Origin of the sequence: Streptomyces sp. NPDC051051 (assembly GCF_040682975.1) — a bacterium.
GTDB lineage: Bacteria > Actinomycetota > Actinomycetes > Streptomycetales > Streptomycetaceae > Streptomyces.
Window position 1 is genome coordinate 1 of sequence record NZ_JBFBCB010000082.1, and the last position, 18,948, is coordinate 18,948.

Here is an 18,948-nt window from a genome sequence, read left to right on the forward strand (position 1 = left end):
CCCGATACTGGTTGTATCGGGGCGACCCCGACAACGCGGCGAGCGTGCGTGCCAGGCGTCGCCGGGCAGACGGGACTTTCGAAACACGCCCTAGCCGCGATCGGCCAAGGATGTGCTCCCGCATGGGAGTTGCCCGCCGGGGTACCCGGTTGCCGTGACCGGAACGACCGGTACACCGAGCAGGGAGGCGACATCATGGGCCTCGGCGGGTGCATCATCCTCATCGCCGTGGGAGCCATTCTCACATTCGCGACCGACTGGGACATGCAGGGCGTCAACGTCGACCTGGTCGGCGTCATTCTGATGATCGTCGGCCTGATCGGCGTGACGACCTTCAGCAGCATCGCCCGGCGTCGCCGCGTGATGGTCCCCCCGGCCTCGACGACCGTGGTCGAGACGGAACGGCACCACCACCGCGACGGATACGGCGACGGGTACGGCGTGTGACCGCTCTCCGGGATCAGGCGTCCAGGCCTGCCAGCACCAACGGCAGCCGGTCGGCGCCGCTCTCGGTGAGCGTCACCGGAACACCCCAGTCCTGCTGGTGGACATGGCAGGCGGGATATTCGACCGACGGGTCGTCGTCGCAGGACGCGGCCATCGCGGAGACGTGCAGGACCCCTTCGGGTACCGCCGGGTTCAGCCCGAGCGTGCGCGAGAGGTCGGTGCCCGCCCCCTCACCGGCGAGCAGCAGCTCGGGCGGGGTCGCGGAGACCAGCAGGCGGGTGGCGGGGCCGTACCGCGTGTCGAGCTTCTGACCGGCGGGCGCCTGGAAGATCACGTCCAGCCGCAGGCCGCCCGGCGCCACGCCGGTGGCGGCGCGCTGCGTGCGGTGGGCGACGGCGTCGACCTCGACCGCCTCCTCGGGCAGCCGGAGCCGGGTCAGCCGGTGCCGCGCCGACTCCACGACGACGATGTCCTCCCCGACGAGGACGGCGCCGCTGGGCTCCCTCAGATCGGTCGCCAGGGTGGTCACCTCGCCCGTCGCCGGGTCGTAGCGGCGCAGGGCGTGGTTGTAGGTGTCGCAGACGGCGACCGAACCGTCCGGCAGCGCGGTGACGCCCAGCGGATGCTGCAGGAGTGCCTGGCCGGCGGCGCCGTCCCGGTGCCCGAAGTCGAACAGGCCGGTGCCCACGGCGGTGCGGACGACGCCGTCCCGGTCCACCCAGCGCAGCGCGGAGGTCTCGGAGTCGGCCAGCCAGAGCCGGTCGGCGGTGGCCGCGAGCCCCGAGGGCTGCGCGAACCAGGCCTCGGCGGCGGGACCGTCGACCAGCCCCTCGTTGGTGGTGCCGGCGGCGACGGAGACCGTCCGGTCGGCGGGGTCGTACGTCCACAACTGGTGGATGCCGGCCATGGCGATCCACACCTTGCCCTGCCACCAGGCGACGTCCCAGGGGGAGGAGAGGTCGACCTCGCGCGCGGGGCCGGCGTCCGGCGCGCTCTGCATCCACTGCCGTCCGGTGCCCGCGAGGGTGGTGACGCGGCCGGACTCCGGGTCGAGGCGCCGCAGGGCGTGGTTGACCGTGTCGGCGACGACCACGGAGGAGTCGTCCAGCAGGGCCAGGCCCTGCGGCTCGTTGAAGGCCGCCGTCCCCGCCGGACCGTCGGCGAAGCCGCGCGCGCCCGACCCGATCCGCCGCACCACGCTCTCCCCGTCGGCCGCCAGCTCCACGAGCTGATGCCGCGTGGTGTCGCTGACCAGGAAATTCCCGGACGGCAGCAGCACCGCCTTGCCGGGGAAGCGCAGGTCCGTCGGCTCCGGCTCCGGCGCCACGTACGGTCCGTCGCCGCGCCGCAGCGTGCCCTTCGCGGCGTGTTCCGCCTCCAACTCCGTCACGAGGCGCTCAATGGCGTGCACATGTCCCTCACCGGCGTGCTGTGCGACGACGTACCCCTCCGGGTCGACGACCACCAGCGTCGGCCAGGCCCGCACGGCGTACTGCTTCCAGGTGGCCAGCTCCGGATCGTCCAGCACGGGGTGCTCCACGCCGTACCGCTCCACGGCGTCGACCACGGCCTCGTGCTCCGCCTCGTGGACGAACTTCGGCGAGTGCACCCCGATGACGACCACGGTGTCCCGGTGCTTCTCCTCCAGCTCCCGCAGTTCGTCCAGGACGTGCAGGCAGTTCACACAGCAGAACGTCCAGAAGTCCAGCACGAGAATGCGTCCCCGCAGGTCGGCGAGGCTGTACTGCCGGCCACCCGTGTTCAGCCAGCCGCCCCTGCCGACGAGCTCGGGGGCGCGGACACGGACGCGGCGGGGTGCGGAGTCGGTCATGGATCAAGGGTGCCATCCGGCTGCGGCACTCGGCCCGTCGGGCTAGTGACGGCGTTCCGCGCGGCCCCGCGGGGAAGCCGTAGTGCCATGAGACTCCTCGTGCGCGACCGCATCCTCGGCTTCGGCGACGACTACTGGATCGAGGACGACCGGGGCAACAAGGTCTTCCTCGTCGACGGCAAGGCGATCCGGCTGCGGGACACCTTCGAACTGAAGGACACCCAGGGGCGGGTCCTGATCGACATCCGCCAGAAGATGTTCGCGCTGCGCGACACGATGGTGATCGAGCGGGGCGGCGAGCCCCTGGCCACCATCCGCCGCAAACGGCTGTCCCTGCTGCGCAACCACTACCGCGTCTCCCTGGCGGACGGCCGCACCGTGCTGGACGTCAGCGGCAAGATCCTCGACCGCGAGTTCGCCGTCGAGTACGACGGCGAGCTGCTCGCCGTCGTCTCCCGGCGCTGGCTGCACGTGCGCGAGACGTACGGCGTCGACGTCGTCCGGGACGACGCCGATCCGGCGCTGCTGATCGCGGTCGCGGTGTGCGTGATCCACCTGGCGGAGAAGGAACGCGAGGACTGAGGGGACGGGAGGGACGGGAAGGTCGGGGGGCTGAGGGGGCCGGGAGGAATGAGAGCGCCGGGAGGGCCGACGCGGGCCGGGAGGGCCGGGGCTTGGCCGGGAGGGCCGGGGCTGGCCGGGAGGGCCGGGGCTGGCCGCAGGGCCGGGGCATCCGGGCCGCCGGGCTCGTCGGCGTCGTCAGCGGCGCGGTGGCCGCAGCCCCAGTACCCGGTCCTTCAGGGCCGGGAACTGCTCCCTGGTCGCCGCGACCTTCGCCGGGTCGAACTCCACGGTGAGGACCTCCTCGCCGGGCCCGGCCTCGGCCAGCACCTCGCCCCACGGATCGACCACGATCGAGTGACCCGCCTGCGGAACCCCGGCGTGCGTCCCGGCCGTTCCACACGCGAGCACGAACGCCTGGTTCTCCACCGCCCGCGCCTGGGCCAGCAGCGTCCAGTGCGCCCTGCGGCGCTCCGGCCAGCCCGCGGGGACGACCAGGATCTCGGCGCCGGCGTCGACGAGACCGCGGAAGAGTTCGGGGAAACGGAGGTCGTAGCAGGTGGCCACGCCCAGGGTCGTGCCGGGCAGGCGTACCGTCACCAGGTCCTGGCCCGCGCCCATCAGCACGGCCTCGCCCTTGTCGAAGCCGAAGCGGTGGATCTTGCGGTACGAGGCGGCCAGCTCACCGGAGGGGGAGAAGACCAGCGAGGTGTTGTAGAGGGCACCCCGCCCCGCGGCGGAGCCGCCGTCGGAGGGAGCCCGTTCGGGGATCGAGCCCGCGTGCAGCCACACGCCCGCGTCGCTCGCCGCCTCGGCCATCGCCTCGTGCGTCGGCCCGTCCAGCGGCTCGGCCCGGGCGGCGAACTCCTCGTAGGCGAAGGCGCCGGTCGTCCACAGCTCGGGCAGGACCACCAGGTCGGCGACACCGGCCTGATCCCGCACCAGGGCCGCGACCCGGCCCCGCCGCGATTCAGCCGATTCACCCTCATCCACGGCAATTTGGAGCAGAGAGGCGCGCACACTACCACCGTCCTGGCATTCGAGCCGTCCATACGGGCCTACGATCGTCACACGAAAGCACTGCCGGGGTGCCTCACAGCAGCGTAACTTAGCGTTTCGAGACACCGCCGAGAGCCGCCTCCCGCTGGCAACGCCGCCATCACCCGCCCGTGTACCGACCGCCGAGGGGTCCCGTTCCGTGAGTCTGCATCCCACCCTCCAGCCCTACGCCGACGCCTGGACCCACTCCATCGAAGCGATATCCGAGCTGGTGCAGCCGCTTGTCGAGGGTGAGTGGAACAGGCGGACGCCGTGCCCCGGCTGGTCGGTCCGCGACCTCGTCTCGCACGTCATCGGCCTGGACAGCGAGATGTACGGCGACCCGCGCCCCATCCACACGCTCCCGCGCGACCTGTTCCACGTCACGAACGACTTCCAGCGCTACATGGAGATGCAGGTCGACGTCCGCCGCCACCACACGGCGCCGGAGATGACCTCCGAGCTGGAACTCATGATCATCCGCCGCAACCGTCAGCTGCGGAACGAGACGCGTCAGCCGGACACCATGGTCCGCGGCCCCCTCGGCACCGAGCTGACCCTCGAGGAGTCGATGCGCAACCACGCGTTCGCCGTGTGGGTGCACGAGCAGGACCTGCGGACCGCCCTCGGCCACCCCGGCAACCTCGACTCCCCCGGCGCGCACGTCGCCCGCGACGTGCTGCTCGACGCGCTGCCGGCCGTCGTCGCCGAGAGGGCCGACGCGCCGCGCAGCTCCGCGATCGTCTTCGACGTCCACGGGCCGGTCGAGTTCCTGCGCACGATCCGCGTCGACATCCAGGGCCGCGGCACGCTGGAGACGGCCCCCGCGCTCGGCCCGGCCGCCTCCTTCTCCCTCGACTGGGAGACGTACGTCCGCCTGGCCTGCGGCCGGGTCACCCCGGAGGCGGTGGCGGACCGCGTGAAGGCCGAGGGCGAGCCGGAACTGACGGCGGCGATCCTCAGGAACTTCGCGGTGACCAGGTAGCCGCCGGGGCGGTCGCGACGGAACGGGCCCGCCGTGGGGATCACGGCGGGCCCGTCGCGCAGGTGTGCCGGCGTCAGCTGATCTTGGCGTAGCCGTAGTTGATGAGCTTCTTCACGTCGTTCGTGCGGTTCACCGCGTCGGGAGCCGTGAGGACGGTGCCCACGACCGACTCGCCGTTGAGCGTGGCGGCGAAGATCAGGCAGTACTTGGCCTCGGTACCCGAGCCGGTCTTCACGCCGAGCGTGCCGTTCCAGCCGAGCAGCGTGTTGGTGTTGGTCCAGGTACCCATGGTGCGGGTGGCACCGGTCTTGGTGATCGTCTTCGCCGTGTAGGACTTGGCCTTGACGACGGCCTTGAACGTGGAGTTCTTCATCACGCTGCGGGCGAGCTTCGTCAGGTCGCGCGGCGTCGAGTAGTTGGAGCCGTTGCTGAGGCCGTCGAACGAGTCGAAGTGCGTGTTCGTCATGCCCAGGTTCTTGGCCGTGGTGTTCATCTTGGCGATGAAGTTCTTGGTGCGGGCCGCGACGGTCGTGCCGGTGCCGAACTTGTCGGCGAGGACCATCGCCGCGTCGCAGCCGGACGGCAGCATCATCCCGTACAGCAGCTGACGGACGGTGACCTTGTCACCGACGATCAGCCTGGCCGACGAGGGGTAACCCTCGCGGACCATGTAGTCGCTGACCGCCTGCTTGACCGTGACCCTGGTGTCGAGGTTCAGGTTCGACTGCGAGAGCACGACCTTCGCGGTCATGACCTTCGTGGTGGAGGCGGTGAGCCTCTTGTAGTCGGCGGACTTGCTGTAGAGCGTCGCGCCGGTCGCGCTGTTCATCAGGTACGCGCCCTTGGCGGTGATGGTGGGCGTCGTGACAGCTTGCGCGGGCGCCGCGGTGAGGACGCCGGTCGCGAGCATCGTGCCGGCCGTGACGGCGACGGCTGCGGCTCTGCGCACCCGGAAGCCCTTGGTGGCGGTTATCAACTGAAATACCCCGATTACGTCGAATGCCCCTGCGGTGCGGCCGAGTTGGAGGGGAAAACAGAAGGGGCCGCATGTGTGTGACACGTAAGTAGCACAGATGGTTGTGCGTCCGCTGCGAGGAATTCCGGACCCACCCCTCATCCCGGTCCGCGCGGACGCCGGACGGACGCCCGTTCCGCATGCTGGAACCGTCCCCCCTTGCGTACCTGTTGTATCTATGCTGTCCGCATGCCTTCCGCCGCACCCGCGCCCGTCAAGCAGCCTCCCGCAGCCGAACGCGTCTACGCGCACGTCAAACAGGGTGTCCTGGAACGCCGTTACGAGGGCGGCGCCCTCCTCACCGAGGGCGAGCTGGCCGAGGCCGTCGGGGTCTCGCGGACACCGGTGCGCGAAGCACTGCTGCGGCTGGAGGCCGAGGGGCTGCTCAAGCTCTACCCGAAGAAGGGCGCCCTGGTCCTGCCGGTCTCCGCACAGGAGATCAAGGACGTCGTGGAGACCCGACTGCTGGTGGAGGAGCACGCGGCACGCAAGGCCGTCCCCGCCCCCGCCGGGCTGATCCGGCGGCTCGAAGAACTCCTGGCGCAGCAGAAGGCGCAGGCCGCCGCGGGTGACCTCGCCGGGGCCGCCGTCACCGACCGCTGTTTCCACGCCGAGATCGTCCGCAGCGGCGGCAACGAGATCCTGTCCCGGCTCTACGACCAGCTGCGCGACCGCCAGCTGCGGATGGGCGTCGCCGTGATGCACTCCCACCCCGACCGGATCGCCAAGACCCTCGCCGAGCACGAGGAGATGCTCCAGGCCCTGCGCTCCGGCGACGCGGAGGCGGCCGTGGGGATCGTCCACCGGCACGTCGGCTGGTTCTCGCACCTGGCACGGGGGGAGGTCCGATGAGCAACATCACCCTGCCGGGTGACCCGCCCGGCGGACGGCGCGCGGCAGCCGTCTGGGGGATCGGCGTCTCCGTCTACTTCGTCGCCGTCATCTTCCGTACGTCCCTCGGGGTGGCCGGCCTCGACGCCGCCGACCGCTTCGACGTGAACGCCTCGGCCCTGTCGACCTTCTCGATCCTCCAGCTGCTGGTCTACGCCGGCATGCAGATACCCGTCGGACTGCTGGTCGACCGGCTCGGCACCAAGAAGGTGCTGGCCATCGGCGTCGTCCTGTTCACCGCCGGACAGCTCGGCTTCGCCTTCTCCCCCACCTACGGCACCGCCCTCGCCTCGCGCGCGCTGCTCGGCTGCGGCGACGCGATGACGTTCATCAGCGTGCTGCGGCTCGGCACCCGCTGGTTCCCGGCCCGGCGCGGCCCCCTCGTCGCGCAGCTCGCGGGCCTGGCCGGCATGGCGGGCAACCTGGTCTCCACCCTGCTCCTGGCCCGGCTGCTGCACGGCATCGGATGGACGGCCGCGTTCGCGGGCAGCGCGCTCGCCGGGGTCGTCGTACTCGTCCTGCTCCTGCTGTTCCTGAAGGACCACCCCGAGGGCCACGAGCCCCAGCCGTTCCCGCACCGGGGCGCCGCCTACGTGCGGCGGCAGATCGCCGAGTCCTGGCGGGAGCCGGGGACGCGGCTGGGCCTGTGGGTGCACTTCACCACCCAGTTCCCGGCGATGGTGTTCCTGCTGCTGTGGGGCATGCCGTTCCTCGTCGAGGCGCAGGGCCTCAGCCGCGCCACGGCCGGCGAACTGCTGACCCTGGTCGTCCTGTCCAACATGGCCGTCGGACTCGTCTACGGCCAGGTCGTCGCCCGGCACCACGGGGCGCGCCTCCCCCTGGCGCTCGGCACGGTCGGGGCGACCGCGCTGCTGTGGGCGGCCACGCTGGCCTACCCCGGCGAGCACGCGCCGATGTGGCTGCTCGTCGTGCTGTGCACGGTGCTGGGCGCCTGCGGACCGGCGTCGATGCTCGGCTTCGACTTCGCGCGGCCCGCGAATCCGCCGGAGCGGCAGGGCACCGCGTCCGGCATCACCAACATGGGCGGGTTCGTCGCCTCCATGTCGACCCTGTTCGCGGTCGGCGTCCTGCTGGACGCGACCGGAGACGACTACCGGATCGCCTTCTCCTCGGTGTTCGCGCTCCAGGCGCTCGGGGTCAGCCAGATCCTGCGGTTGCGCTCACGCGCGGCCCGCCGGGAGCGGGAACGCCTGGTCGCCAGCCGCGTGTCGTCCGTCCACGTGCCCGCGTGACCCGAACCGCCGACGCGCCCGCCGTCCCCGGCGGTGCACGTCCTCGCCGCCGCCTCCGCAGGAGGCCGCGCCCCCGTCGTTCGGGTGCGCGGCTCCTGCGGACGGGGGGTGCGCGGGTCAGCCCCAGGTGATCAGTCTCTTCGGCTGCTCCAGGACGGCCGCCACGTCGGCGAGCACCTTGGAGCCCAGTTCGCCGTCGACCAGGCGGTGGTCGAAGCTCAGCGCCAGCGTGGTGACCTGACGTGGCTTCACCTTGCCCTTGTGGACCCACGGCTGGAGCTTGATCGAGCCGACCGCGAGGATCGCGGACTCGCCGGGGTTGAGGATCGGCGTACCGGTGTCGACGCCGAAGACGCCGACGTTGGTGATGGTCACCGTGCCGCCCTGCATGGCCGCCGGGGACGTCCTGCCCTCGCGCGCCGTCGCCACCAGCTCGCCGAGCGCCTCGGCCAGCTGCGGCAGCGTCTTGTCGTGGGCGTCCTTGATGTTCGGCACGATCAGCCCGCGCGGGGTCGCGGCCGCGATGCCCAGGTTGACGTAGTGCTTGCGCACGATCTCCTGGTTGGCCTCGTCCCAGGACGCGTTGACGTCCGGGTTGCGCCTGATGGCGACCAGCAGGGCCTTGGCGATCAGCAGGAGCGGGTTGACCCGCAGGCCCTGCATCCCGTACTTGTCGGGGTCCCGCTTGAGTTCCTCGACGAGCTTCATCGTGCGCGTGACGTCGACCGTCACGAACTCCGTGACGTGCGGCGCCGTGAACGCCGAGCCCACCATCGCCGCCGCCGTCGCCTTGCGGACGCCCTTGACCGGGACACGGGTCTCGCGCGCCGTGTCGTACGAGGCGACCGGAGCCTGCGCGGGGGCGGTGGCCGGCGCCGCGGCGGCCGCCGGTACGGGCTCCGGTGCCGTCGGCGGGACCGGGGCCTGCGCGGAGGCCGCGGCGGCGTGGACGTCCTCGCGGGTGACGATGCCGTCCGGGCCGGACGGGACCACCGAGGCGAGGTCCACGCCCAGGTCCTTGGCCAGCTTGCGCACGGGCGGCTTGGCCAGCGGGCGGGGCCGGTCGGCGGCCGGGGCGGCGAGAGCGGGAGCGGGGGCGACCGGGACGGGGGCGGCCGCGGGGGCCGTGCCGTGTCCGTTCAGTTCCGCCTGGACGGCCGCGGAGGCCGCCGCCGGCTCCTGGGCCGGGATCTCGGCGCCCTTGCGCGGACGCCGCTTGGTGGAGGACGCGGCCACGCCGTAACCGACGAGAACCGGCTGGCGGCCGGACCCCTCGGCCTTCGGCTCCTCGGGCTGCCGCTCCGCGGCGGGGGCGGGAGCGGCGGCGGGCGCGGCGGTCGGGGCCGACCCGCCCGACACGTCCACCGCGATGATCGACACGCCCACGTCGACCGTGGTGCCCTCGGGGAACCGCAGCTCCCGCACCACACCGTCGTAGGGGATGGGCAGTTCGACGGCCGCCTTGGCCGTCTCGACCTCGCACACCACCTGGCCGTCGGTCACCGTGTCGCCGGGCTGGACGTACCACTTGAGGATCTCGGCCTCGGTGAGTCCCTCACCCACGTCGGGCATCTTGAACTCGCGCACGGACGCTTCCGTCATCGTCGTCACGACCCTCTCCTCAGTACGCCAGGGCGCGGTCGACGGTGTCGAGTACCCGGTCCAGACCCGGCAGGTACTCCTCTTCCAGACGCGCTGGCGGGTACGGGGCGTGGTAGCCGCCGACCCGGAGCACCGGGGCCTCCAGGTGGTAGAAGCAGCGCTCCGTGATCCGGGCCGCGATCTCCGCGCCCGAGCCGAAGAACACCGGCGCCTCGTGGACGACGACCAGGCGGCGGGTCTTCTCCACGGAGGCCTGGATGGAGTCGAAGTCGAGCGGGGAGACCGACCGCAGGTCCAGGACCTCCAGGTTCTTGCCCTCCTCGGCGGCCGCGGCGGCGGCCTCCTGACAGAGCTTGACCATCGGGCCGTAGGCGACGAGGGTCAGGTCGGTGCCCTCGCGGACGACCCGCGCCTTGTGCAGGGGGCCGGGGATCGCCTCGGGGTCGACCTCGCCCTTGTCCCAGTAGCGCCGCTTGGGCTCGAAGAAGATCACCGGGTCGTCGCTCTGGATGGCCTGCTGCATCATCCAGTAGGCGTCGTCGGCGTTCGACGGGGAGACCACCTTCAAGCCCGCCACGTGCGCGAAGAGCGACTCGGGGGACTCCGAGTGGTGCTCGACGGCGCCGATGCCGCCGCCGTAGGGGATGCGGACGACGACCGGCATCTTGACCTTGCCGAGCGCACGCGCGTGCATCTTCGCGAGCTGGGTGACGATCTGGTCGTAGGCCGGGAAGACGAAGCCGTCGAACTGGATCTCCACCACCGGGCGGTAGCCGCGCAGGGCCAGGCCGATCGCCGTGCCCACGATGCCCGACTCGGCCAGCGGGGTGTCGATGACGCGGGACTCGCCGAAGTCCTTCTGGAGGCCGTCCGTCACCCGGAACACGCCGCCGAGCTTGCCGACGTCCTCACCCATGACGAGGACCTTGGGGTCCGACTCCAGGGCCTTGCGCAGCGACTCGTTGATCGCCTTGGCCAGGGCCATCTTCTCCGCCATCTCAGTTACCCCCCTCGGGAGAGTCCGCGAACGACGCCTGGTAGGCGGCGAACTGGGCCCGCTCCTCGTCGACGAGCGCGTGCCCGTCCGCGTACACGTTCTCGAAGATGGCGAAGTGGTCCGGGTCCGGCATGGAACGGACCGCTTCGCGCACTCGCCTGCCCAACGCCTCGCTCTCGGCCTCGAGTTCCGCGAAGAAACCCTCGTCCGTGTGGTTTGAGGCCTCCAGGTACCGGCGCAGGCGCAGGATCGGGTCCTTCGCCTCCCAGGCCGCCCGCTCGTCGTCGTGGCGGTAACGCGTCGGGTCGTCGGAGGTGGTGTGGGCACCCATGCGGTACGTGTACGCCTCGACGAGGGTCGGCCCCTCGCCCCTGCGGGCCCGCTCCAGCGCCCACTTGGTGACCGCGAGGCAGCCGAGGACGTCGTTGCCGTCGACGCGGACGCCCGGGAAGCCGTAGCCCTGGGCGCGCTGGTAGAGCGGCACGCGGGTCTGCTTCTCGGTCGGCTCGGAGATCGCCCACTGGTTGTTCTGGCAGAAGAAGACCACCGGCGCGTTGTAGACCGCGGAGAAGGTGAACGACTCGGCCACGTCGCCCTGGCTGGAGGCGCCGTCGCCGAAGTAGGCGATGACCGCCGAGTCCGCGCCGTCCTTGGCCACACCCATCGCGTAGCCCGTGGCGTGCAGCGTCTGGGAGCCGATGACGATCGTGTACAGGTGGAAGTTGTTGCCGTTGGGGTCCCAGCCGCCGTTGTTGACGCCGCGGAACATGCCGAGCAGGTTCGCCGGGTCGACACCGCGGCACCAGGCGACGCCGTGCTCGCGGTAGGTCGGGAAGACGTAGTCGTCGTCGCGCAGGGCCCGGCCGGAGCCGATCTGGGCGGCCTCCTGGCCGAGCAGCGAGGCCCACAGGCCCAGCTCGCCCTGGCGCTGGAGGGAGGTGGCCTCGGCGTCGAAGCGGCGGGTGAGCACCATGTCGCGGTAGAGACCGCGCAGCTCCTCGGGCGTGATGTCGGCGACGTACGGGTCGTACTCGGCGTTCTTCACGCGCTCGCCCTCGGGCGTCAGCAGCTGCACGAGCTGGGGCTCGGCGGTGCCTTTCCCGGCGGCGGCGCGGCTGGTGCGGGTGGTGCGCTTGGTGCCGGTGGCCTTGGCCGCCGCGCCGGTGGCCTCGGCCGCCGTCCCGGTGCCGGTGGCGCCGGCCTTGCCTCCGGCGCTGCGTCGCGGCTTGCGCGCGGCAGTGCTCTCCACGGTCACGTGTGCTCCTCCGTCGGTCCGGCCCCCGGGGTTGCCGGGTGACCAGTGCGGCTCACCTGTTCCGAAACCTGTGCACGGGGTGGGTGCCCTCGGCCGGAACAGGCGTGACAGGTGCCCCGGCGAGCGCCCTGCAAGCCTCACGTTACCCAGTGCGACACATTTCTGTGAAACCCCCCTTGACCTGCGTTTTTGCTTGGATTTCCAAGTAAATCGGCAAAGTCGGGAAGGAGCCTGGTCACAGCCTTGCAGGAGGCCGGAGCAACGGCACGTTATCCCGCGCACCCAGGTCACGGGAAGAGTTTCCGCTCGGGAGTGCCTCCGTGTGCACATCTGGACAAATATGCACATTTATTCACGGTTCCCACCCGGGCCCGTGCTCAGGAAGGCCGACCGCGGCGCTCCGCCGGGCCGCCCGCCCGCCGCCCGCCACCCCGCGACGCGCGACCACCCACGCGGCGGGCGGCACCCGCCAGGACCGCTTCGCCGCCGAGGCGCACCCCAAGCCGACCACCCGGGATCACTTGTGACATCCGGTGACTTTCTGTGACAACGCGCAGCTCACAGCCTCGCCGCGTGCCCTACCATCGGCGCGTGCCGCGCTCCTGTTTACCACCCCTGATGACCCACGCGCCCCCTGTGGGCGCCCTGCTCCGGCGCTACGCCGCCGGCTCCGCGCTCGCCTGCGAGCCCGTCGACCAGGGGCTGCTGAACCGCGGCTACCGGCTGCGCACCACCCGAGGCCGCTACTTCCTCAAGCACCACTTCGATCCCGACACCGCCGACCCGGCCTCGATCGTCCGTCAGCACCGGGCCACCCAGCGCCTCGCCGACCTGGGTGTCCCGGTCGCGCCCCCGCTGCCCGGCCGCGACGGGCGCACGGTCGCCGTCGTCGGCGGCCACGCCTACGCCCTGCACCCCTGGATCGACGGCCGGCACCGCCACGGCGCCCAGCTCACCCCCGGCGCGTGCGGGCGTCTGGGAGCACTGCTGGGGGTGGTCCACGCGAGCCTGGAACGCGTGATGCCGGCCCACGCGCGGGCCCGCGCCGCTCCCGCCGAGAGCCCCGCGCCCGCCGACACCTTCGCCCTGATCGACGCCCTCCTCGCGCGCGTGCGCCGGCACCGTCCCGCCGACTCCTTCGACGAACTGGCCCGCCACCGGCTCCTGGAGCGCCGCACCCTGCTGGAACGGCACGCCGGCCGGCGTCCCCCGCACGCCGCCCCGGCCGGCTGGGTGCACGGTGACTTCCACCCGTTCAACCTGCTCTACCGCGGGGAGGCGCCCGCCGCCATCGTCGACTGGGACCGGCTCGGCGTGCAGCCCCGCGCCGAGGAGGCCGTACGGGCCGCCGCGATCTTCTTCGTCCGGCCCGACGGCACCCTCGACCTGCCGAAGGCGCGGGCCTACGCGCGCGCGTACCGGCCCGCCGCCGGAGCCACGTCCGGCGAGCTGGCGGCGGCCGTGCACCGGGTGTGGTGGGAGCGCCTGAACGACTTCTGGATGCTGCGCTGGCACTACGAGCGCGGCGACACCCGCGCCGACCCGCAGTTCCCGGCCGCCTCCGCCCTCGCGGTGTGGTGGACGCGGGAGTACGACGCGGTGTGCGACGCGTTCACGGACTGAGGGGCGCGGGCGTGAGCACCCGGAAACGGGCACGCGCGCGTGAAGCCCCGCGAGAAGGGCTCACGCGCGCGTGCCCGGCGCCGCGGTGGGTCAGCCGGTGGTGCCTTCGCTGCCGCCGGTGACGCCGGAGATGGTGCCGCCGCCCTGCGACGTTCCGCCGTCGGAGGTGCCGCCGTCCGTGGTGCCGGGGTCGCTCGTCACCGGCGGGTCGCTCGGCTCCTGCGTCACCGGGTCGCTCGTCGCCGGGTCCGACGGCTCCTCCGACGGCTCACTGCTGTAACTCGGGGACGACTCGTACGACGGCGTGTACGACGGCGTCCAGTCGGACCCGGAGTTCGAACCGGTGCTGCCGCCTTCGGAGGTGTCCTCCGACGACTCGTCGGACGGCTCCTCGCTCGGCGACGCGCTCGGTCGATCGTCCGAGGCGGACGGTGTGGCGCTCGGTGACGTCGACGTCTTGCTCCCGCCGCTGCCGTCGCCCCCGGTGGTGTTCAGCGCGAGCGCGACACCCGCGGCGATGGCGACCACAGCGAGGACGGCGAGGATCCACAGCTTGCCGCGGCCGTTGCCCTGGTTGCCGCGCCCCTCGAACCCGCCGTCGTCACCGTGGCCGTAGCCCGTGGGCAGGATCGGCTGCGGGATCTGCGAGGTGTGGGAGCCGTCGGCGCCCTGCGGCAGCACGCTGGTGCTCGCGAAGCCCGCCGCGGCGGCACCCGCGCCGGTGCCCGCCCCGACCGGACCGGTGTTCCACGTGCCGGTGTGGGCGCCCTGGTCGTACAGCATCTGGAGCCCGTACTGGACGAGGCCGCGCATCTCCTCCGCGGTCTGGAAACGGTCGTCGGGGTCCTTGGCGAGAGACCGCATGACGAGGCCGTCGAGTTCCGGCGGGCACACGCCGTCCGAGGTCCGCGACGGCGGCACCGGGATGTCCTGCACGTGCTGGTAGACCACCGACAGCGGGGTCTCACCGGTGAAGGGCGGCCGCAGCGCGAGCAGTTCGTACAGCAGGCAGCCGGTGGCGTACAGGTCGGAGCGGTGGTCGACGGCCTTGCCGAGCGCCTGTTCCGGGGAGAGGTACTGCGGGGTGCCCATCACCATGCCGGTCTGCGTCATCGTCGTCGACGCCCCGTGCAGGGCGCGCGCGATGCCGAAGTCCATCACCTTCACCGCGCCGTTGTCGGTGATGATCACGTTCGCCGGCTTGATGTCGCGGTGCACGATGCCGTGCTGGTGCGAGTAGGCGAGCGCCTCCAGCACCCCGGAGACGATGATCAGGGCCTGCTCGGGGCCCGGCGCCTCGGCGTTGAGGAGCAGGTCGCGGATCGTCCGCCCCTCGACCAGCTCCATCACGATGTACGGCACGCTCTGGCCGCCGACGACGTCCTCACCGGAGTCGTACACGGCGACGATCGCGTGGTGGTTGAGGCCGGCCACCGACTGGGCCTCGCGCGTGAAGCGGGCCTTGGACACCGGGTCCTCGGCGAGGTCCGCGCGCAGCAGCTTGACGGCGACGGTACGGCCGAGACGCACGTCCTCGGCGGCGAACACCTCCGCCATGCCGCCCCGCCCGAGTCTGCCGGTCAGCCGGTAACGGCCGTCTCCGACAAGTCCGCCGTTACCCCACATCTCCGGCGCATCTGACATACCGCCGCCAGTCGCCTCGGGGTCGGACGGGCCCTGAGCGCGCTGCTGCTGTGCCATCAGTCCTCGCCGTCGTTTCTGCCCGCGGTGCGCGCGGTGTTGTCACGGTCTCCGTCGGCCACGCTACAGCCTCCGCGCAAGCCGCCGGTCCGGGATCAGCCCGGGTATCGGCCCCAGACGGATCGGCCATCAAACCCGCACTCCACGCCGGCGTGCAAATTCTGTGCACCGGCGGTACGGCACCTGTAACGCTTCCGCGACTCTTCTTGCGCGTACGGTCACGGAACGGGCACCGAGCTTGACGTGTCGGTGCCCTGGGGCAGACTTGGCCGGGAATAGCACTTTCGATCAATGGGCAAGCCACGGCGAGCGGCAGCGCTGAGGGCCTGACGGGGGACGCAGAGAATGAGCCAGGACGGCGCGCAGGGCCGGTACGCGGGGCGGGCGCTCGCCGGCGGCCGCTATCAGCTGCGCGACTTGCTCGGCGAGGGCGGCATGGCCTCGGTCCACCTCGCCTACGACTCGGTGCTCGACCGGCAGGTCGCGGTCAAGACGCTCCACACCGAACTCGGCCGCGAACAGGCCTTCCGCGAGCGTTTCCGCCGCGAGGCCCAGGCCGTGGCCAAGCTCACCCACACCAACATCGTCTCGGTCTTCGACACCGGCGAGGACGACGTCGACGGCTTGACCACGCCGTACATCGTCATGGAGTACGTCGAGGGCCGCCCGCTCGGCTCGGTGCTCGACGAGGACGTACGGCGGCAGGGCGCGATGCCCGCCGACAAGGCCCTGAAGCTCACCGCGGACGTGCTGGCCGCGCTGGAGATCAGCCACGAGATGGGCCTGGTCCACCGCGACATCAAGCCGGGCAACGTGATGATGACCAAGCGCGGCGTCGTCAAGGTGATGGACTTCGGCATCGCGCGCGCGATGCAGTCCGGGGTCACCTCGATGACGCAGACCGGCATGGTCGTCGGCACCCCGCAGTACCTCTCGCCCGAACAGGCCCTCGGCCGCGGCGTGGACGCCCGCTCCGACCTGTACTCGGTCGGCATCATGCTCTTCCAACTGGTCACCGGAAGGCTGCCGTTCGATGCCGACTCGCCGCTGGCGATCGCGTACGCGCACGTGCAGGAGGAGCCGGTGGCTCCGTCCGCCATCAACCGCGCGCTGCCGCCGGCCGTCGACGCGCTGGTCGCCCGCGCGCTGAAGAAGAACCCGAACGAACGCTTCCCCACCGCCGTCGCCATGCGCGACGAGTGCCTGCGCGTCGCGGCCTCCCTCCAGCCCGCGCCGCCGAGCATCGTGCCCGGCACTCCCGCGCAGAGCGGCTCGGGCGTCGGCTCCGCGGTGTTCCCGCCGGTCGGCCAGAGCCCCCAGACCCCGGTGGGCAACGTCCAGACGCCGTACCAGCCGGCCCCGACGCCCAACCCGTACGGCACGCCCTCGACGCCCGCCCCGTCGTACGGCTATCCGCAGCAGGGCTACCAGACGCCCGCTCCGGCCTACGGCCACCGGCAGGGACCGCAGAACCCGCCCGGGTACTCCGTGAACCAGCAGGCCTCGGGAGCGCCGGGCGGCGGGCGCAGGAGCAACGCGGGAGTGCTCGTCGGATCGGCGATCGTGGCCGTCGCGACCGTCGGCGCCCTGATCGGCACCCTCGCCTCCAACGGCAGCGATGACGACGAGGGCGGCGAGCCCGTCACCATCGCCTCCGCCTCGTCGACGAAGGCCGCCGGTTACCGGGGCCCGGACACGTCCAAGACGATCGACACGACCGAGTGCACGGAGCCGCAGGAGTCGTACAACGACCCCGACAAGATCCGGGTCCCCAGCTTCAAGTTCAAGAACATCGACTCGGTCAAGGCCTGCTTCCAGGCAGCCGGCTGGTCGATCAAGACGAAGGACCAGGACGAGAACACCTACGGCGACGGCACGGTCATGGACCAGTTCCCGTCCGCCGGGACGGACGTCGACCCGGAGGACATGCCGGAGATCGAACTGAGCGTCTCCACGGGCAACCCGCCGTCCTGATCCCCGCGCAACCGAGAAGGGCCCGGCGTCGGTCGCCGGGCCCTTCTCCTCGTCGGTACGGATGTGATCGGTTCGGACCGGATCCTCAGGCAGGGCTCTACAGGTACGGGCCGCCCGAACGGCCGCCCGCGCGCGGGTCGTCGGGGCCCTCCGGACCGCCCACCCCCGGCGGCAGGGCGCGGCGCATCTGCTCCAACTGAGCCCGCGCGGCCATCTGCTGGGCGAACAGCGTGGTCTGGATGCCGTGGAAGAGGCCCTCCAGCCAGCCCACCAACTGGGCCTGCGCGATCCGCAGTTCCGCGTCGCTCGGGGTCGACTCCTCGGTGAACGGCAGGGAGAGCCGCTCCAGCTCCTCGACCAGCTCCGGCGCCAGGCCGTCCTCCAGCTCCTTGACCGAGCTCGAGTGGATCTCCTTGAGACGGACGCGGCTGGCCTCGTCGAGGGGGGCCGCCCGCACCTCCTCCAGCAGCTGCTTGATCATGCTGCCGATCCGCATGACCTTCGCCGGCTGCTCGACCTGCTCGGTCACGGGGATCTCACGGGAGTCGTCGTCCGCGTCGATGCCACCGAGAGCCATGCCGTCCTGGCCTACGACCAGGATCTTCTGGGCGTTCTCCGGCGACCGTTCGTTCCTCGGCATCTCCATGCCGCCATTCTCTCGCACCCGTACACCTCGTCACCGTGGCGCCCCCCGCGAAGGGTGATCCATGGTTTTCCCGTTCAGCGCAGTCCGGAATGCGAGGACCAATCCGTCATGTGAGGCTTGTGGCCTCATTTTGTGACGACTGAACACCGGGAGGGGGTCACGGGCGTGACTCCATGGCGGCGGGGGCTGTGCGGGGTGGGAATGGGGACGGGATTGCTGGTGGCCGTGCTGCCGTACGGGGGTGTGCGGGCGGACGCGGCGGCACCGGCGTACGGCTCCGGGACGGCGTACGAGAGCAGGGCGACGGACGGGAACCGGTCGGCGGACGGGAGCAGGGCGGCAAACGGGAGCAGGGTGGCCTCCGGCCGTGGCTCGACGCACGGTCCCGGAGAGACGCACGGGCCCGGAGAGACGCACGGGCCCGGAGAGACGCACGGGCCCGGAGGAACACACGGTCCCGGAGGAACACACGGTCCCGGAGGGACGCACGGTCCCGGTCCGGCGCGCGGGACCGGTCCGGCGTACGGGCGTCCCGTCTCGACGCCCTCGCAGGGTGCCGGGCACGACCGCGTCCCGCCGTCACCCGGCCTGCCGTCGTCCGTCCCCGTGGCGGCGTCCCCGACCGCGTCGCCGTCCGCCTCGGCCTCGGCGTCACCCGGCGGCCCCGACCGGGCCGGAAGCCGGGCCGGGGAGGGGCGGGCACGTCCCGGCCGCACCGAGGAGGCGGCCGGGACGGACCCCGAGGCCGTCGACGAGGACACGGACTCCGGTGACGAGCAGGGCTACGACGAGGAGCCGGCCGAGACAGCGGCCGGGGAGACGACCGCCCCGGACGAGGCTCCGGACGAGGCCCGGCTCGTCCCCTCCCCGTCGCCGCGGGCCGTGCGGCAGGCCGAAGCCGCGGAGGAACGGCCCGTCGGACGGATGTTGCGGATCCTGCCCCTCGGCAGCGGTCTGGTCCTCATCGGCACGGGCCTCGGCCTCGCCTTCCTCGGCCTGCGGCTGCGCCGCGGCTAGGGCTTCTCGTGGGGATCGGGCTCAGGGCGAGCGCGGTGCCGGTGGTGCCGTAGCGGAAGGTCTCGCCGAACATCGTGATGCCGACGGCCGCCGCCACCACGGGGTTCACCAC

Annotated in this window: 16 protein-coding genes; 8 read left to right on the plus strand and 8 right to left on the minus strand. The window is 72.0% G+C overall.

Annotated features, from left to right (window positions below; translation table 11 throughout):
* The first annotated feature begins 195 nt into the window (after window positions 1–195).
* Entirely contained in the window at window positions 196–447 is a 252-nt protein-coding gene (locus AB0N31_RS34430) for a DUF6458 family protein (RefSeq protein WP_366062451.1), read from the plus strand.
* 13 nt (window positions 448–460) lie between these two features.
* Here the strand turns inward: AB0N31_RS34430 and AB0N31_RS34435 are convergent, their stop codons facing one another.
* A complete protein-coding gene (locus AB0N31_RS34435) occupies window positions 461–2,278 on the minus strand; it encodes an NHL domain-containing thioredoxin family protein (protein WP_366062452.1) in 1,818 nt (605 codons plus the stop codon).
* Window positions 2,279–2,365: 87 nt separating this feature from the next.
* Here AB0N31_RS34435 and AB0N31_RS34440 point away from each other — a divergent pair, with 87 nt between their 5' ends.
* Complete coding sequence (locus AB0N31_RS34440; protein WP_366062453.1) at window positions 2,366–2,860, plus strand: LURP-one-related family protein; 495 nt, start codon at window positions 2,366–2,368, stop codon at window positions 2,858–2,860.
* 177 nt (window positions 2,861–3,037) lie between these two features.
* Here AB0N31_RS34440 and AB0N31_RS34445 read toward each other — a convergent pair whose 3' ends face one another.
* Window positions 3,038–3,859 carry a carbon-nitrogen family hydrolase gene (locus AB0N31_RS34445; RefSeq protein WP_366062454.1) on the minus strand — a complete coding sequence of 274 codons (822 nt, stop codon included), beginning with the start codon at window positions 3,857–3,859 and terminating at the stop codon, window positions 3,038–3,040.
* Between the two features lie 178 nt (window positions 3,860–4,037).
* Between AB0N31_RS34445 and AB0N31_RS34450 the strand changes: the two genes are divergently transcribed.
* Window positions 4,038–4,862, plus strand: a complete 825-nt coding sequence (locus AB0N31_RS34450; protein WP_366062456.1) for a maleylpyruvate isomerase family mycothiol-dependent enzyme — start codon at window positions 4,038–4,040, stop codon at window positions 4,860–4,862.
* A 73-nt stretch (window positions 4,863–4,935) separates the two neighbouring features.
* Here AB0N31_RS34450 and AB0N31_RS34455 read toward each other — a convergent pair whose 3' ends face one another.
* Window positions 4,936–5,838 carry a serine hydrolase gene (locus AB0N31_RS34455; RefSeq protein WP_366062457.1) on the minus strand — a complete coding sequence of 301 codons (903 nt, stop codon included), beginning with the start codon at window positions 5,836–5,838 and terminating at the stop codon, window positions 4,936–4,938.
* Between the two features lie 228 nt (window positions 5,839–6,066).
* Here AB0N31_RS34455 and AB0N31_RS34460 point away from each other — a divergent pair, with 228 nt between their 5' ends.
* Window positions 6,067–6,729 (plus strand): GntR family transcriptional regulator, encoded by a 663-nt coding sequence (locus tag AB0N31_RS34460; RefSeq protein ID WP_366062458.1) that lies wholly within the window; start codon window positions 6,067–6,069, stop codon window positions 6,727–6,729.
* The gene (locus AB0N31_RS34465; RefSeq protein WP_366062459.1) at window positions 6,726–8,021 is read left to right on the plus strand and encodes an MFS transporter; all 1,296 of its coding nucleotides are present in this window, start codon (window positions 6,726–6,728) and stop codon (window positions 8,019–8,021) included. Before AB0N31_RS34460 ends, AB0N31_RS34465 begins: the two co-directional genes overlap by 4 nt.
* A gap of 117 nt (window positions 8,022–8,138) precedes the next feature.
* Here the strand turns inward: AB0N31_RS34465 and AB0N31_RS34470 are convergent, their stop codons facing one another.
* Genes AB0N31_RS34470 through pdhA form a run of 3 tightly spaced genes read right to left on the minus strand, consistent with a single transcriptional unit; the run spans window position 8,139 to window position 11,875 of the window.
* A complete protein-coding gene (locus AB0N31_RS34470; protein ID WP_366062460.1) occupies window positions 8,139–9,632 on the minus strand; it encodes a dihydrolipoamide acetyltransferase family protein in 1,494 nt (497 codons plus the stop codon).
* A 10-nt stretch (window positions 9,633–9,642) separates the two neighbouring features.
* On the minus strand, window positions 9,643–10,620 hold the full coding sequence (locus AB0N31_RS34475) for an alpha-ketoacid dehydrogenase subunit beta (protein WP_366062461.1): 978 nt from the start codon (window positions 10,618–10,620) through the stop codon (window positions 9,643–9,645).
* Between the two features lies 1 nt (window position 10,621).
* Window positions 10,622–11,875, minus strand: coding sequence for a pyruvate dehydrogenase (acetyl-transferring) E1 component subunit alpha (gene pdhA, locus AB0N31_RS34480; protein WP_366062462.1), 1,254 nt, complete (start codon window positions 11,873–11,875; stop codon window positions 10,622–10,624).
* A gap of 618 nt (window positions 11,876–12,493) precedes the next feature.
* Here pdhA and AB0N31_RS34485 point away from each other — a divergent pair.
* A complete protein-coding gene (locus tag AB0N31_RS34485; RefSeq protein ID WP_366062463.1) occupies window positions 12,494–13,498 on the plus strand; it encodes a phosphotransferase in 1,005 nt (334 codons plus the stop codon).
* Window positions 13,499–13,588: 90 nt separating this feature from the next.
* Here AB0N31_RS34485 and AB0N31_RS34490 read toward each other — a convergent pair whose 3' ends face one another.
* Window positions 13,589–15,199: a protein kinase gene (locus AB0N31_RS34490; RefSeq protein WP_366062464.1), complete on the minus strand. Its 1,611-nt coding sequence runs from the start codon at window positions 15,197–15,199 to the stop codon at window positions 13,589–13,591.
* Window positions 15,200–15,544: 345 nt separating this feature from the next.
* Between AB0N31_RS34490 and AB0N31_RS34495 the strand changes: the two genes are divergently transcribed.
* Window positions 15,545–17,173 carry a protein kinase gene (locus AB0N31_RS34495; RefSeq protein ID WP_366062466.1) on the plus strand — a complete coding sequence of 543 codons (1,629 nt, stop codon included), beginning with the start codon at window positions 15,545–15,547 and terminating at the stop codon, window positions 17,171–17,173.
* Window positions 17,174–17,270: 97 nt separating this feature from the next.
* Here AB0N31_RS34495 and AB0N31_RS34500 read toward each other — a convergent pair whose 3' ends face one another.
* On the minus strand, window positions 17,271–17,819 hold the full coding sequence (locus tag AB0N31_RS34500) for a bacterial proteasome activator family protein (protein ID WP_366062467.1): 549 nt from the start codon (window positions 17,817–17,819) through the stop codon (window positions 17,271–17,273).
* 606 nt (window positions 17,820–18,425) lie between these two features.
* Here AB0N31_RS34500 and AB0N31_RS34505 point away from each other — a divergent pair.
* On the plus strand, window positions 18,426–18,836 hold the full coding sequence (locus AB0N31_RS34505; RefSeq protein ID WP_366062468.1) for a hypothetical protein: 411 nt from the start codon (window positions 18,426–18,428) through the stop codon (window positions 18,834–18,836).
* Window positions 18,837–18,948: the final 112 nt, after the last annotated feature.